Source organism: Paenibacillus sp. F411, from assembly GCF_017582705.1.
In the GTDB taxonomy this organism is placed as follows: Bacteria; Bacillota; Bacilli; order Paenibacillales; family Paenibacillaceae; genus Paenibacillus_AQ; species Paenibacillus_AQ algicola.
In genome coordinates, this window is record NZ_JAGFIP010000006.1 from 183,461 (window position 1) to 198,867 (window position 15,407).

Annotated in this window: 12 protein-coding genes; 6 read left to right on the plus strand and 6 right to left on the minus strand. The window is 46.2% G+C overall.

Annotated features, from left to right (window positions below):
• Positions 1-10 precede the first annotated feature (10 nt).
• From JJQ72_RS08960 to JJQ72_RS08975, 4 genes are all read right to left on the minus strand, one after another.
• The gene (locus tag JJQ72_RS08960) at positions 11-2,686 is read right to left on the minus strand and encodes an Ig-like domain-containing protein (RefSeq protein WP_208203429.1); all 2,676 of its coding nucleotides are present in this window, start codon (positions 2,684-2,686) and stop codon (positions 11-13) included.
• A 424-nt stretch (positions 2,687-3,110) separates the two neighbouring features.
• The gene (locus tag JJQ72_RS20470; RefSeq protein WP_243895968.1) at positions 3,111-3,278 is read right to left on the minus strand and encodes an N-acetyltransferase; all 168 of its coding nucleotides are present in this window, start codon (positions 3,276-3,278) and stop codon (positions 3,111-3,113) included.
• Positions 3,279-3,841: 563 nt separating this feature from the next.
• Positions 3,842-4,246, minus strand: coding sequence for a PIN domain-containing protein (locus JJQ72_RS08970; protein ID WP_208203430.1), 405 nt, complete (start codon positions 4,244-4,246; stop codon positions 3,842-3,844).
• A complete protein-coding gene (locus JJQ72_RS08975; RefSeq protein WP_208203431.1) occupies positions 4,243-4,476 on the minus strand; it encodes a hypothetical protein in 234 nt (77 codons plus the stop codon). The genes JJQ72_RS08970 and JJQ72_RS08975 overlap by 4 nt, the downstream gene beginning before the upstream one ends.
• 714 nt (positions 4,477-5,190) lie before the next feature.
• Here JJQ72_RS08975 and JJQ72_RS08980 point away from each other — a divergent pair.
• The 3 genes from JJQ72_RS08980 (at position 5,191) to JJQ72_RS08990 (ending at position 7,170) form a co-directional block, all read left to right on the plus strand.
• Complete coding sequence (locus JJQ72_RS08980; RefSeq protein WP_208203432.1) at positions 5,191-5,934, plus strand: GNAT family N-acetyltransferase; 744 nt, start codon at positions 5,191-5,193, stop codon at positions 5,932-5,934.
• 262 nt (positions 5,935-6,196) lie between these two features.
• Positions 6,197-6,754 (plus strand): GrpB family protein, encoded by a 558-nt coding sequence (locus JJQ72_RS08985; RefSeq protein ID WP_208203433.1) that lies wholly within the window; start codon positions 6,197-6,199, stop codon positions 6,752-6,754.
• Positions 6,739-7,170 (plus strand): NUDIX domain-containing protein, encoded by a 432-nt coding sequence (locus tag JJQ72_RS08990; protein WP_208203434.1) that lies wholly within the window; start codon positions 6,739-6,741, stop codon positions 7,168-7,170. The genes JJQ72_RS08985 and JJQ72_RS08990 overlap by 16 nt, the downstream gene beginning before the upstream one ends.
• Before the next feature lie 461 nt (positions 7,171-7,631).
• Here JJQ72_RS08990 and JJQ72_RS08995 read toward each other — a convergent pair whose 3' ends face one another.
• Positions 7,632-8,189: a histidine phosphatase family protein gene (locus tag JJQ72_RS08995; protein WP_208203453.1), complete on the minus strand. Its 558-nt coding sequence runs from the start codon at positions 8,187-8,189 to the stop codon at positions 7,632-7,634.
• A gap of 297 nt (positions 8,190-8,486) precedes the next feature.
• Here JJQ72_RS08995 and JJQ72_RS20480 point away from each other — a divergent pair, with 297 nt between their 5' ends.
• Complete coding sequence (locus tag JJQ72_RS20480) at positions 8,487-9,155, plus strand: recombinase family protein (RefSeq protein WP_481856828.1); 669 nt, start codon at positions 8,487-8,489, stop codon at positions 9,153-9,155.
• Entirely contained in the window at positions 9,140-10,030 is an 891-nt protein-coding gene (locus tag JJQ72_RS20485) for a recombinase zinc beta ribbon domain-containing protein (RefSeq protein ID WP_481856829.1), read from the plus strand. The genes JJQ72_RS20480 and JJQ72_RS20485 overlap by 16 nt, the downstream gene beginning before the upstream one ends.
• A 2-nt stretch (positions 10,031-10,032) precedes the next feature.
• On the opposite strand, the gene rlmD is transcribed toward JJQ72_RS20485, so the two are convergent.
• A complete protein-coding gene (gene rlmD / locus JJQ72_RS09005; RefSeq protein ID WP_208203454.1) occupies positions 10,033-11,466 on the minus strand; it encodes a 23S rRNA (uracil(1939)-C(5))-methyltransferase RlmD in 1,434 nt (477 codons plus the stop codon).
• A 643-nt stretch (positions 11,467-12,109) separates the two neighbouring features.
• Here rlmD and JJQ72_RS09010 point away from each other — a divergent pair.
• Positions 12,110-15,211 carry a copper amine oxidase N-terminal domain-containing protein gene (locus JJQ72_RS09010; RefSeq protein WP_208203435.1) on the plus strand — a complete coding sequence of 1,034 codons (3,102 nt, stop codon included), beginning with the start codon at positions 12,110-12,112 and terminating at the stop codon, positions 15,209-15,211.
• The last annotated feature ends 196 nt before the right edge of the window (positions 15,212-15,407 follow it).

A 15,407-nucleotide genomic window follows, 5' to 3' on the forward strand; every position in this document is an offset into this window, starting at 1 on the left:
CCTCCCCCAATCACTTGATTGAGAGTTGATTCAGCACGTTGATCAGCACCGTTACTGCCTCCGCTCTCGTGGCTTCACGAGTCGGGCTGAATGTATTGCCGCTTGTCCCTTTGAGGACAGCTAGGTTTTTCAATGCCGTTACAGCAGGGACAGCCCACGCAGGAATGGAATCATGATCTGCAAAAAGAGCTGCAGCATTCTCAGCACCAGACAGATCCAAGCCCCTGGCTACCATCACCGCCATCTCAGCCCGGGTGATATTGGCATTGGGACGGAAGGAGCCATCTGCGTAACCGGTAACGATGCCTGCATGCAGCGCATCAGCTACTGCTTGTTTAGCCCACTCACCAATCTCTGCCGTATCTGAAAAGCTACGGTCCATGACTGCGGCTTTCACATTCACAATGTTCATCAGCATGAGCAGAAATTCTGCACGCGTTACCGAAGCATTAGGCTTGAAGTTTCCGTCTGGATAGCCCGAAACTATTCCTGTACGGATTGCCTGCCTCACGTTTTCTTCCGCCCAATGGTTAGAAATATCATGAAGGATGAGCTCTTTTGAAGGGTCCTCTATAATGTCACCTGGGCTTTTGTCCAACGCGAGTACGGCGTACTTCCCAAATTGATCGATGCTGACACTGATTTTGTTACCTTGAATGGTCCCGCCTTCAACTTCGCTCCAGGCTTTGTTTACTTCGTCGTAGTAAAATACAGCAGGAGTCTGATCTTCCTTCAAGCTGCCGCGATCAAACGTCAGGGTCAGACTTACCGGCTTGCTTGGTTTCTTGGAAACGCTGTTCACGATAGCAAAGATCGGACTTGCTAATACCTGTTTGCTTGAGAGCATGTTTGGTGTTTCCGGAATTTTTTGAATCGATAATCTGATGTCCTCTGTAAAAGCTCCTGCCGGAACCGAAATGAAGATTTCCCCATCCAAGCCTACAACGCCGGACATGCCGGTTGGAATGCTCAGAATTCCGTTGGTTGAGGTAACTGAGATTTGAACCGGTGTAGAGGGAGTCCATGAAGATTCTGCAGAGCTGTTGTCAGGCAAGGGAACCGTCGAAATAGAATATGTATTCGAAAGAGTTACGCCTTCTCCCGGGTTACCCGCAATATCAGCTATGCCATCATTGTGAAGCGTAATCGAATGGTCCTGAACATTCACATTGGCCTGAGGTGTCAGCGTGGCCGTCCACGTTATTCCTCCATCTGAGGAAGCCAGTCCACTCAATGTACCGTTCGGGACCGTCAGATCGGCTTCTGTAAAGCCTATTACCGCTTCGGAAAAAGTAATGGTGACCAAAGTGGTTTCTCCAATGGTTAGCGCAGTGTCCTCGATCACGATCACGGCGGATGGCCTTACGGTATCGATCACATAGTTATCTGAATCCGTTGAGCCACTGCCCGCATTGCCCGCAAAATCAGCAACACCAGTGTTATAAAGGGTGATAACATTGGTCGTGTCCTCGACATTTGCGCTTGGTGTCAGCGTGGCCGTCCACATTATTCCTCCATCTGAGGAAGCCAGTCCACTCAATGTACCGTTCGGAACCGTTAGATCAGCTTCTGTAAAGCCTATTAGCGCTTCGGAAAATGTAATGGTGACCAAAGTGGTTTCTCCAATGGTTAGCGCAGTGTCCTCGATCGCGATCTCGGCGGATGGCCTTACGGTATCGATCACATAGTTATCTGAATCCGTTGAGCCACTGCCCGCATTGCCCGCAAAATCAGCAACACCAGTGTTATCAAGGGTGATAACATTGGTCGTGTCCTTAATATTTGCGCTTGGCGTCAGCGTGGCCGTCCACGTTATTCCTCCATCTGAGGAAGACAGTCCGCTTAATGTACCGTTCGGGACCGTCAGATCGGCTTCTGTAAAGCCTATTACCGCTTCGGAAAAAGTAATGGTGACCAAAGTGGTTTCTCCAATGGTTAGCGCAGTGTCCTCGATCACGATCTCGGCGGATGGCCTCAAGGTATCGATTGCATAGTTATTAGAATCCGTTGAGCCACTGCCCGAATTGCCCGCCTCATCAACAACACCAGTGTTATAAAGGGTGATAATATTGGTCATGTCCTCAATATTTGCGTTTGGTGTCAGCGTGGCCGTCCACGTTATTCCTCCATCTGAGGAAGTCAGTCCGCTCAATGTACCGTTCGGGACCGTTAGATCTGCACTAGTTAGGCCTGTTACCGCCTCGGAAAATGTAATGGTGACCAAAGAGGTTTTTCCAACGGTTAGCGCAGTGTCCTCGATCACGATCACGGCGGATGGCCTTAAGGTATCCATTGCATAGTTATTAGAATCCGTTGAACCAGTGCCTGTATTGCCCGCCGCGTCAGCAATACCAGTGTTATCAAGGGTAATAACATTGGTCGCGTCCTCGATACCTGCGCTTGGTGTCAGCGTGGCCGTCCACATTATTCCTCCATCTGAGGAAGCCAGTCCGCTCAATGTACCGTTCGGGACCGTTAGATCAGCTTCTGTAAAGCCTATTACCTTTTCCGAGAACGTGATCGTTACGGTTGTTGTTTCTCCGATACTTAAGGTAGTATCTGTAATGACTATCGTTGATGACAGAGATGAATCTGCATAGGCTCGATGAACTGTCTTTGAACCCATCAGACCCGAAAGCACGGAGATACATAATAATAGCTTGGCGACCTTTTTTACAATAACCAAATCATAACCCCCTCTAATAATCACATGAGATCACTACTTCAAACCCGCAAATCCTATGAACAAAAAAAGTCTGCAAGACACCATCCATGATTCGATTTATTGTACCATATGTTGGTAGCAAATCGGCGTAAATCTCGAATCGCTCTACGTCTATGCCTGACGGTCATTCACATACAACTCGTATGAGGAGGTATACACGGTAATATGTGAGCAGGGGCATAGGTTTTTTAGCCGATTTCAATAGAACGAAGTCGTTCACTTACCCGGAATTTTCCAATTTGAGATATTCAACGTCACAGAATCAGAAAAAGGAGCGCAGCCTATATAGGCTCGCCCCTAAAGAATTGCTTCCTGATATTTTTTCCAATTTTTCCCGTGGAACAGCCAGGGATCCAATCTTTCTTCATCAGGATTGCAGTTCATGCTAAGGAAGCTGAAGTAAACGTACAATTTCACCGTCTATGACTTCTTCACTTACCTTTTTAAATGAAAATGATTCATATAACTCTCCAGCAATCCGGTTATCTGGTCTGTGTCCAAGCATGATTCCCTTACAGTTCATGAAGCTCATAATCTCAATAAGCTTATTCAAGGCTGACCTTCCTTAGCCTTTGCCTTGATGCTTTGCATCGATCATGAATGCCGGTATCCAATAGTTCCCATCCTCATCGGGGTTTTTACAGTATACAATAAAACCCACTACATCAGCTTCCATATATACTGCACGTAGTTCGAAATCATCTACAAATTTGGACTCAGCCATCCAATAGACAATTGGTGCTGGAAAAACCTTTTGTTGTTCCGGTTTAACTTTTAGTTTCGTTCACTCATACCAATTTTCAACAGACACTGGCTTAAGATGAATTCCCATTGAACATTCCTCCTGAAGTTGGCTTCACAGAGGAATCATTCCCTCTGTGTTTAATAACGAGCTTCCTTTAAAACAAATGTAAAAGCATGAATTTTTCTCATACCGCACCACTCCTCATTCGTTCTTGTTCATTTGCACGATACCCTGAATAATTGTTGCTCTAGGTCGTTACTCATACTTTCTCCTGAAATTATAGGTTTTGGGCTTGTCCCTATTCTATCAAAAGGGACTAAATAGATATGAAAAAACCGACTCTCCAACTTATAGTAGAAGAGACGGTTAAGCTAATTCGCATCAATATTTAATAGTGGAATATCCAATTCGTTCTGGACGAAGTTTATATCAGAATCTCTAGAAATTAATGTAAGTTCATAAACTGACGCTGTCGCAATAATGAGGGCATCCGGAGTCTTTAACTTACGTCCTTTACCTTTAAGATCTCTACGAAGCGTTCCAGCCAATTTTGCAATTTCTGACGTAACGTCTATACATCTTTTTAATGTAAACAGCTTTTCTGCACGAAGTTGTTCCTCGTGTTTTAACCCTGCAAACACTTCAGAAACCGTAATTGCAGAAAAATAAAGCGGCATTTTATCACGAGAAGCCTGTTGAACAAAATCGATAACATGACTCTCGTTAGTAAGAATCGCAATCGCAATATTTGTGTCCAGAAGACACCCTTTACTCATGTATTCCATTCCTCACGCGATTTTCCCACTTCTTCCAGAAGTTCTTTTCCTCGTTCAGCCGTTAGAGTACCAGCCGCTTCCAAAAGATCATCAACGGAATAGTCGTCTTCTTGAGCTTCCACAGTTTGCTTTTCAAGGTCAATCAATACACGAGGATTATTTATATTAAGATTTTGAAGGATTGATTTTATCGCATTCGCGGCTTGTTGATCCATTTTTTTGTGGAGCATAGTTATCCCTCCATTGTCAAACTTGATAACTTATTGTAACACAGATGAAGCCCATTCAATAAAATTCCCACATTAGCGTGGAAATTCAATTCCGGGTATGTATTAAGTCGAATCACTAGCTATCAGAAGCAAGCATGAACCTTTGAATTAGAAGTCAGATCTACACGGATATTACCCTGAGAAAAGTTGGTAACAATAAATCTGATAGGCATCGATTCAGTTAGACAAGAGCTCCATACGTTTTCTTTCTGAGTTCATAACTTATTTGCCATGGCTTTCGGTTCGTTTCCAATACAAACGAGTATACTGGTCTTCGATGCTTGCTCAAGAGTGTGACCAATGGAAAACGTGATCGGAGAAACCTAAAGCGGAAAGATAAACAGGTAATTACAGCGGCGATCAAGGAAAGAACTGTTGACATGCTAGACTTGTTCCTAGAGTATATCGAGGGGATATAGATGGCTGGCTGAACCGCTTCAAGCTGTGTAATGTGAGACTAATATAATACCTGCCCTATGACGTTCGTATTTCTCCTCTGAGCAATCGAGTTGTAAGAGGTACCCAGTAGCTAGCAATTTTGGACGAGTGGTCTTAGGGACAGTTTATGGTCATCTGACGCGCCAGAAATTTTTTTTGAATATCGGTTAACCGCAATTGATTGTATTTTTATTCATATTATAATATTATTATTCATTAATAATATGGAGGATAAGTATGGATAATAAGTTTATTGAGGAGTTATCTTTGAATCACTGGCAACCCTTATCAACTCTGCTATACGATGGATGGGTATTGCGATTCGCGGATGGATATACGAAACGAGCAAATTCCATCAACCCTATTCATTATTCAACCTGTGATTTGAATAATAAAATCAAAGAATGCGAGAAAATTTATTCAGCTAATCGCCTTCCAACAATATACAAAATTACTCCTTTTGTTCAACCCATACATCTAGATAAGACTTTAGAGGAATTGGGCTATACATTGATTGATACTACAAGTGTTCAAACCCTGAACTTAGATAACACAAGCGAACCCAAACTAACGTCAGTAATAATAAATGAAGATATCACTTCTTTATGGTTGGAAGATTTTTGTAGGCTTAATAACGTTAAAGACAAAGATAAGAGCGTTATGGAACGGATGCTATCCAATATCAAAACTAAAAAAGCATTTATATCGTTTTATTACCAAGAACGAGTTGTTGCTTGCGGACTTGGAGTTATTGAAAGAGAATACATAGGGTTATACAATATCGTGACAGAAAAAAATTATAGAAACCGAGGTTTTGGAGAACAGATGATATTAAATCTGCTAAAGTGGGGTAAAGAAAATGGGGCAAGGTACAGTTATTTAGCCGTGGTATCGAACAATGAACCTGCATTAAAACTTTATTCAAAAATCGGTTACTCGGAAATTTATAAGTACTGGTATAGAGCTAAAGACAGCATTTAACAACATAATGCAGTTTAAAAAAGAGGGGTCAGCGCTCCTCTCCCCTCTCTACCTGTATCCGCCAATACATCCCAACTGTTAGTCTTTCCTGACCAACAGTGAGCAACACTCCACATGTGTGGGTTGCGCAAAATAGTCAAATCTGATGTGGCAGTATTCGCTAAACATATTACATGCTTAATTCAATTAAAGAGGAATTGGAGAGGTCACATAGAATAATACTACGCCATCTTCCAATTACTGGTCAAAATGGGGTGTTCATTTGAGAAGAACTGAAATTGCTCCTTGGACGGAAAACTGGTTTGATGTATACCATATAGAAGAAGTCTTATTACAATCCATTTTCTCGAACGAGTTACTTGAAATCCATCATATTGGAAGCACTTCCGTTCCTCAGATTGGGTTTGCAAAGCCAATTATTGATATTCTAATTGTCGTCAAGGATATTATCAAGGTAGATGAGTATAACGAACAAATGATTCATAAGGGCTATAAACCACGTGGGGAACAAGGAATCGTTGGTCGTCGATATTTTCCAAAGGGTGGAGATCATAGAACTCATCACGTACATATTTACGAGGTCGGAAATATCAACATCGAGTATCATCTGAACTTCAAAGAATACCTAATGAATCATCCTGATGAAGCTAAAACATACGGGGAATTGAAATTACACTTAGCCAAACAATCACCGGATGATGTTCGTGTATATCAAGATGGAAAAGAAGCCTTTTGCACTGAAATTGTAAAGAAGGCAATGAAATGGGCGTCTGAAAGAAGGAACAATAAGGAGGAGAACCGAGAATGGAGGTTAGCGTAGGTGTACAAGCTGTAATTATTGAAAACAATAAAATTCTTACTATCAAGAAACGGGATGATGATTCAGGTGATGCGACTTACATCCTCCCCGGTGGGAAACAAGAGTTTGGTGAAACATTAGAGCAAGCGGTTTGCCGCGAAGTATTCGAAGAAGTTGGTATAGCCGTAAACGTAGACGACTTTTTATTCCTTAGAGAATTTATTGGAGCCAACCACGAAAATGCCGAAGCGAATAAAAATCTTCACATAGTCAGTCCTATTTTTTTATGTAGTATAAAGTCCAGTAATGACATACCTTTAACTCCCCCGAATCCAGACCCTGACCAAATCGGGGTAGAATGGATTCCATTAAATGAGTTAGTCAAGCTTCGTTTTTATCCGAAGGAATTAATTCCCCAATTAATTAGGGCTTGCTGAACGCTCATAAAATCGCTAAAAACCTCATAACAACAAGGGCTTTTGGTGCTTTGTGTCGAATTCATATGCAAAGGAATGCATCGAAAGTACAGCAAAAACTTTGCAGATGGAGTGATGGAAGTGTTCAAACCGACCGCGTATCTCGAAAATCAATTGATCATGCCAGGAGATTTCTTTCTCCCTTTCGGAGGGAAACTGAACGAAGAAAATCGCTGGGTTCAGTTGGCGCGGTTGGTGCCGGTCTGCAAGAACAACCTGAGTTATGGAACGAGTTGGGACGCAAAGTCAAAGAGCGGTTACGAGACTTGCAACATCAGGCTTCTAAAAGTTTAGACCCACATCCTGCCGATGTATTTGAACTATACAAGGAAGAAATGCGGACACAGTTACAGGAACTGTTTATGCCCGCATATCGGAACTCTATATTATTCAAAGCCCTATGAACAGGGCTTTTTACATAATTAACTCCTGTTCCATATACGTTTTACTTCAAAAAGTCTCCGATTGTCGAAACTTAACTTATAAATGTCAGGCATATCCAACTGTTTCCAAAATGTAAAATCGAACCTTTTATCTAAGTAATTCATAATTAATACCATGATATTACCATGTGTCCCGATTGCAATATTTTTACCTTCATATCGTTCTAATACTTTTTCGAGCGCTCGAACTCCCCTATTCTGGGCAACAACATTGGATTCACCCCCCTCCCAAGAAAAAGAATAGTCCTCCCATACTTTAGCTATTGCACTGTCAAAGTCATTTAGCGGCTTTTCAGATAATAACCTTTCTTTAAAGTCCTCTTCTATGACTATATCAATACCATAGATTCCAGTTAGCCCTTCAATAGTTTGTATCGCTCTTTTATATGGACTTGAAATGAGGACATTTATACTTTCGTTTTTCAGTATTTCAGTAACTTTCCTAGCATCCTCTTTTCCACGTTCTGATAAGGGTCTATTTAATTCATCGGGAGAATAAGTAGAATGAGCATGTCGAACAAAATAAAGATTTGTAATCAACTAAGTCACCGACCAATCAATTTAGTATATATCCATATTTTAACATGTCAATAAAGGTCTTGTCTGTATATCTGGAGTTACTGTCGCACCTTTCCCTCTACATGGAGCGACCACTGATAGTAAGGGAGATGATGACGATGAACATCCAAAGAAATTTACAGGTACATCAGAACTTGAAAACGTCCTGCTATCAATAATGAGTGGTCAAATTAACAAAATACTCGCGTTTCCATACGATAAGACTAGAGCAGATGCTATTCCTTCTGAAACGGAAACAGAAGGGATGATAATTTAATGAGAGTTGCAATATATGCCCGTGTTAGTACAAAAAAGGATGCGCAGAAGAACAGCCTTGAGAACCAAGTTTCATACGCTACAAGCCTAGCCACCCAAAATGGCTGGACTATCTCAAATCAATATATTGATGATGGTGTCAGTGGGGCGACTAGAGATAACCGAGAAGCGATTCAGCGATTGCTAGAAGACTCAAAAAAGAAAAAATTTGACATTTTGATTGCAAAATCAGTATCTAGGATAGGCAGGAACACTGTAGAAAATTTACAGACCGCCCATGCAATTGAGTCTATGGAAATACGCTTGATTTTGCCTGAGGATAATTACGATACTGAAACAAGCACGAGCAAACTCTTGTTCAACTTGAAAGCTGTGCTAGCTGAAGAGGAGAGCGCAAAGTTATCAGAACGTATAAAGTTTGGATTGAGGGCGAGTGCTAAGGAAAGAGTCTATAAGGCTTCTTTGCCTGCATTTGGTTACAAGCGTGACGGAAAAAAGTTGGTACTTGATGAGGACAATGCCCCTATCGTTCGAGAAATTTTCGACCTTTATCTGTATCAAGATTGGGGCATGTACAGAATCAGCAATTACTTCATTAGCAGAGGAATTGCAACTCCTAGAACTGTCTCAGGTGGCGGGAATTCAGGAACATTATGGAATCAAAGTTAAGTGTCATTCTCAAGAACATTGTCTACACAGGCACTCTTGTTCATCATCGTGAAGAGACAAGAGACTTCATCTCAAAGAAGCGTAGACGTGTAGACCCTAGCGAGCAAATAGTCCATGAAAATGCACATCCTGCCATTATCGCAATGGATGAGCACTTAGCGGTATTGGAGAAGATGAAGAAAAAGGGCAGGAACAATAGTAACGGGAGTGAAAGTTTATTTGCTCACATTGCCGTATGCGCTGATTGCGGTAAGGGTATGACCTTCCGTAAAGACAGAAGAAAAAAAAGCGACGGGGCTTATGTGTGTGTTGGCTATGTGAAGCACTCAACGTCTTACTGTTCCTCTCATATCATTGGATACGACAATTTATTGCAAGCTGTCAAAGATGACCTAAAGGAACTGATAACTGACAACATCAAGCTAGAAAGGCTCTACGGGGCGGCAAACACAAAAGCTAATGAACAGCATACCAAATACTTAAAAGAACTAACTAACGTCACAAAACGCCTGAAAAAGCTTAACAGTGAGTTTCAGAGCCTGTTGCAATTGTATACAGAAAAGATTATCGACATCGTACAGTTCAAAGTACAGAATGAGCATATCCAAGTAGAACAAGGTAGGCTTTCCCGGAAGAAGGCAGAGATTGAATGCCTACTGGAAACAGAAAAAAACACAGAAGAACAACTCCGTGCCTTTAGAAAGCAAATTTCCCGCTTCACCAAACTTGATATTGACGATGAGCAAGTCTTGAAGCAGGTAATTCAAAGACTTATACACAAAATCGAAGTTAGTGAAGACGGTTCAATCAAAGCCATAAATTACAATATTTCCCGCCCTCAATCCGTAAGGACGCTGGAACAACAAGGGGCGTAGGACTAATCCTGCCCCTTCCATTTTAGTAACACTGTACACTCCACATGACTCGTCTGCGGAAACATATCCACCGGCTGCACCCACTCTAAAGAGTAGCCTCCGTCTAGCAGGACCTTGCAGTCTTTGGCCAGGGTTGCGGGATTGCAGGATACGTAGATGAATTTCTTCGGCCTTGTACGCAGTACGGTGTCCAGGAAGCGTGGGTCAAGTCCTGTGCGCGGGGGATCCGCTACGATGACGTCCGGGGACAGGCCGACCTTGACCCAGCGTGGCAGCAGCACTTCGGCTTCGCCGGTGTGGAAGGAGACGTTGTCGCGCTGGTTGCGCGCCGCGTTCTGCTTCGCATCCTCAATCGCCTCCGGAATGACCTCGATGCCGCGGACCTCCTTGGCATATGGCGCCAGCCACAGCCCGATCGTCCCAGTCCCGCAATAGGCATCAATAACGGTTTCTTTCCCTGTCAATCCAGCCGCGGCCCGCACCGATTCATACAGCTTCACCGTCTGCTGTGGATTCAGCTGAAAAAAAGCCCGCGGCGACAAAGAAAACTCCAGATCTCCCAGAGACTCCTGCAGCGTGTCTGCCCCCCACAGCTTGATTGTCCGGTCTCCAAAAATCAGCGAGGTCTTCTTCGGGTTTATGTTCATCGCAACTCCGCTAATTCCGGGGATCGACAGGCGAAGCATGCTGACCAGCTCCTCCTGACGCGGCAGCCTGCTGCCTGCGGTGACCAGCGTCACCTGAACCTCTCCGGACTGAAAGCCATGCCGCACCACAATGGTGCGCACCCCGTCCTTACTGCCATTGTCCTTATAAAAAGGAATGTTCAGCTCTTGCAGTACAGCTTTCACCTTCTCGACGGCTTCATTAACCTTGCTGTTCTGGATGGGGCAGCCGGTTATATCGACGATCTCATGGCTTTCCGCCTGATATAAGCCTGCAATGACCTCGTTTCCGCGCCGCTTCACCTGAAGCTGTGCCTTGTTGCGATAATCCCAAGGATGCTCCATGCCGAGGATCGGCTTCAGCTTCACATCCTGCAGTCCGGCATAGCGGTGGAAAGCCTCACGCACAATATCTGTTTTGGCCTGAAGCTGGCCTTCATAGGACATATGCTGTATCTGACAGCCGCCGCAAATGCCAAATACGGGGCACGGAGGCTCGATCCGGTAAGGTGAACGCTTCTCGACCTCCAGCAGCTGTGCCTTGATGAATTTAGGCTGCTGTCCGGTTACTTCTGCTTTGACCACTTCATCCGTCAAGGCGCCGTCTATAAATACAGCCTTCCGGCGGTAATAGCCCACGCCTTCGCCGTTAATTCCCAGCCGCTTGATCGTAACCACGATCACGTCACCGGGGACAAGCTCCTCGGCACTTTCACTGACAGAAGGGCGCAGAGTGTGAGCCGCAGGACGTTTCTTGACCGATTGCGGCAAAGAGGCCGCCTTGGCGGCCTTGCCACCGCGCTGCCCTGCATTACGCCCGCTGCCGGCGCTCGCTGGCCTGCCCCCTCCTGCCTTCCCGCGGAGCCCGGCCTGCTCCTGACGTTTGCTCCCAGGCTGCTGGCCCGCCTGATGCGGCTCGCCTCGCACTTCATCCTGCTGCTTGCCTCCTGCCTGCTTGCCCGCCTGGCGCGAATCGCCTCCGGCCGGCCGCTTGCCGTCCGCTTTACGCTGCTGAAGCTTGCGCTCCTGCGCCAGAGCATCCAGGCTGCTGGCTTGAGGGCGCTGCGAATCTCCGGATTTACTGCGGCGGTTATCCTGCGGTTTTTGTACATGGTTTGGCTGTATATGGGATTGCTTCATATTTTCACGATTCGACTTCTTCGAAGAGCGCATTGAATCCTTCACGTTTAGGCAGCTCCATCCTCTTTGGTTTCGTGTCCACTATACCATGTCCATAGCCGTAAAACCACGCCTCTCCCGGCTTTGAAAACTCTGAGCCTCTCATAAATAACCCTGCCCTCCAAAATATTTTTACGGGACCGCTTGTCGAATTGCAACTTTACTCCTATTCAATGTGTCATATAATAGAGGTAATCTTACCCAACTGATTTATTATTTTAAGGAGGTCACGCACGTGAAGAAGCTTTGGGCTGCCTTTCTGGCGGTCGTCTGCATCCTCCCCCTGCTCTTTCAAGGTCAGGTACAGGCTGCAACTCACATCAATGTCATCGTGGACGGGATGAGAATCAATCCTTCCCAGCCACCGATTATGGTACAGAATCGGGTTATGCTCCCGATGCGCGTCATTTTCCAGCTCCTTGGCGCCAAGGTTACCTGGGACCAGAAGACCCAAACGGTCACCGCGGTTAGAGACAATTCTACCATTATTCTCAAAATCAACGCCAAAACAGCAACCATCGACGGTAAATCGACAACGCTCGATGTTCCCGCCAAGAATTTGAGCGGTACTACTATGGTACCGGTTCGCTTTGTCAGTGAAGCGCTGGGCGAGAAGATCGGCTGGAATTCAACAACCAAAACCGTGACCGTCACCACCTCCAACAACAGTGCCGGTGAAGGCAGCCTCGGTCCGGTCAACTACATTACACTCAGAGACATCGGTAATATCGGAGACGGACGCGACCTCCAGGTCAGCTTCTCCAAATCTGCCAACGAGCAGCATGCTTCTTATTACCGGGTTTTTCTGGTGAAGGCGTCGAAGGCTTCTTATTTCAATGAAAGTGCAGCTGCAAATGTACCTTCCGCCAACTATTCTGTCATTTTCCCGACGGGTAGTGATCCTTCCCTGACCTTCTCGAGCAATACACGGGACAGCGATGGAGAGCTGATTCGAGAGAACCAGGCCTACACCGCCTTTGTCCTCGCCGTAGGCAAGTACAGCGGCAGCTCGCAAATGTCGAAGGCCTCTCCCGCCGTCACTCTGATCAACAACAGAGCCGTAGATGCGCCAACAGGCGTTACGGTTTCGGATGTAAACAATTACGGCGATGGCCGGGATCTGTCGGTTTCTTTTGTCCGGGCGGCATCGGAGAGTCAAATTTCCGGTTACCGGTTGTTTGTGGTCAAAACTCAAAGCCTGTCCAGCTTTAATCTTACTGCGGCTCAAGCCGTTCCGGGAACCTCGTATACGAGCGTAGCCAAGCCAAGCTCCAGCACTTCACAGATGACGCTCAGCCTCGGCTCCTCCTCCAGAGATACCTCCGGAGAATTGATCCGCAGCGGAGTATCCTACTCTGTCGTCGTTATGGCGCTCAGCAGCAATGAATCCACGGCCCTGAGCAGACTGTCTACACCCTCGTCATCGGTCACACTGAACCAAAGTGCTTCTGTACCGATGATTACCCAGGTGTCGGATGTGAGCGATTACGGGGATGGAAGAGATTTGCGGGTCGCTTTTAACAAAGTATCGGATGAATCGAATATCGGTTCTTATCGCATCTATGTTGTCAAATCCGGCACGGCCGGCCTGTTTGATGTTAATCGGGCCAATAATCTGACAAGCTACTATTATACAACCGTGAGCAAGAACGGATATAATCTCGTTCACACGTTACCTGCTACGGCGCGGGATACCGATGGACAGCTGATCCGCAGCGGCGTTTACTACCGGGTCTTTGTATCGGCCGTGGGAACAGGCAGCCAGAACGGAGTTCAGCTGCTCTCGACGGCATCCAATGAGATTATTCTGAGCACCGGCAACCAGGTTGAAGCCGTAACAGGCGTAGCAGCCACAGACAGCAGCGACTATAACGATGGCCGGGACCTGCGAATAACTTTCAACCGGGCGAATAACGAGAGCAACATCCTGAATTACCGTGTCTTTGTCGTAAAATACAACAAGTCCTCCAGCTTCAGCGTGGACAGTGCCAATGCATTAAGCATTTATAATTACACCCAGGTCAATAAGACAGGATACAACCTCAGTCAGAGCCTGTCTTCGAGCACACGCGATACCGACGGAGATCTTCTTCGCAACGGCAACAGCTATGCGATCTTCGTTATGTCCGTCAGCAGCAATGCATACACAGGTAATGTCCTTTCCGCTTCATCCCCGTATGTGTACATGTCCGCGAACCAGGTAGTCGCGGCAGTAACCGGTTTAGCGGTCAGTGACGTTAGCGATAACAATGACGGACGCGATCTGCGCGTGGCCTTCAACCGTGTTTCCAATGAGGGCACGATCGGTCACTACAAAATTTATGTCGTCAAAAATGAAAATGCTGCTTCCTTCGACCTGAATTGGGCGAACAGCCTGGACAGCAGCCGGTATACGTATGTCAGCAAGACCAACAACAATCAGATCGTAAACCTCGCCGCAGGGGCACGGGATATCAATGGTGATGTCATCCGTAACGGCGTTGCGTACCGGATTTTCGTACTGACTGCCGGCAGCGGCAGCTACGCGGGCTATAGCGCCATGTCTTCTCCTTCGTCCGTAATCACGCTAAGCGGCAATACATCTGTGCCTGCGGCAAGCAATGTAGCAGCCACAGACGGAGGCAACAACAATGACGGACGGGACCTGTTCGTATCCTTCAGCCCTGCTGCCGAAGAATCCAGAATCAGCGGGTACCGGATTTATGTTGTGCCATCGCAAAAGGCAGACGCCTTCAACCTGGCCGCAGCCAATAATGTCAACACAGCGAATTACACGCCCGTGAACAAAACAGGCAGCACCCTCAGTGTCAGCCTGTCGGCAACGTCAACAGATACTGATGGCCTGCCGATTCGCAATATGACCGCATACCGGGTATTCGTAGTTTCCGTGAGCTCAGACGGCGTCGCGGGCAACAACGCCCTGTCGGCACCTTCATCTGCAATTACGATGGAGAGCGGGGCCGTTACGGCGCCGACCAGTGTCACCGCCAGCGTCTACTGGGACAATGCTGCTGCGCAGCGGATTGATCTCAGCTTCACGCCGGCTACCAGCGGGAATGTTTCGGAATACCGTGTGATGCTTGTGCCAACGTCATTGCCGTTTGGAATCGATGATGCTAAGCGGGTCGCGGCGAACAATTATACTGTAATTCCACATCAGGAAGGGACGATTACTCGGGAGTTGGGAATCAACACCAGAGATGTGGAGGGTAACAGCTTTAACGCCTCCAGCCAAAGCTACCATGTCATTATTCTGGCTGTCGGGAATCCGGCGCAGACGAACACTGTGGCGATTACAGAGAATGTGCCGCTGCAGAACTGGCCGCCGCCAAGATAAATTTCATTCTCACGTATGACAAAGAGCCAGCCCCGCGAATTGAGCGGGGCTGGCTCTTTGCTTTGTGCTCTTCATGTCTGAAGCAGCAGCCCGGACCACCGGACGCCGCTACCTCCTGCCGACACACCCGTTGATGGGTTCAGGTACAGCAGTTAATACTCACCACATGCCGATTCTTGATTACCTGGAATCGCTG

Bases quoted from the DNA above. Each gene is read 5' to 3' on its own strand.
- JJQ72_RS08970 (WP_208203430.1), bottom strand. From the start codon at position 4,246: ATGAGTAAAGGGTGTCTTCTGGACACAAATATTGCGATTGCGATTCTT.
- JJQ72_RS08975 (WP_208203431.1), bottom strand. From the start codon at position 4,476: ATGCTCCACAAAAAAATGGATCAACAAGCCGCGAATGCGATAAAATCA.
- JJQ72_RS08980 (WP_208203432.1), top strand. From the start codon at position 5,191: ATGGATAATAAGTTTATTGAGGAGTTATCTTTGAATCACTGGCAACCC.
- JJQ72_RS08990 (WP_208203434.1), top strand. From the start codon at position 6,739: ATGGAGGTTAGCGTAGGTGTACAAGCTGTAATTATTGAAAACAATAAA.
- JJQ72_RS20480 (WP_481856828.1), top strand. From the start codon at position 8,487: ATGAGAGTTGCAATATATGCCCGTGTTAGTACAAAAAAGGATGCGCAG.
- JJQ72_RS20485 (WP_481856829.1), top strand. From the start codon at position 9,140: ATGGAATCAAAGTTAAGTGTCATTCTCAAGAACATTGTCTACACAGGC.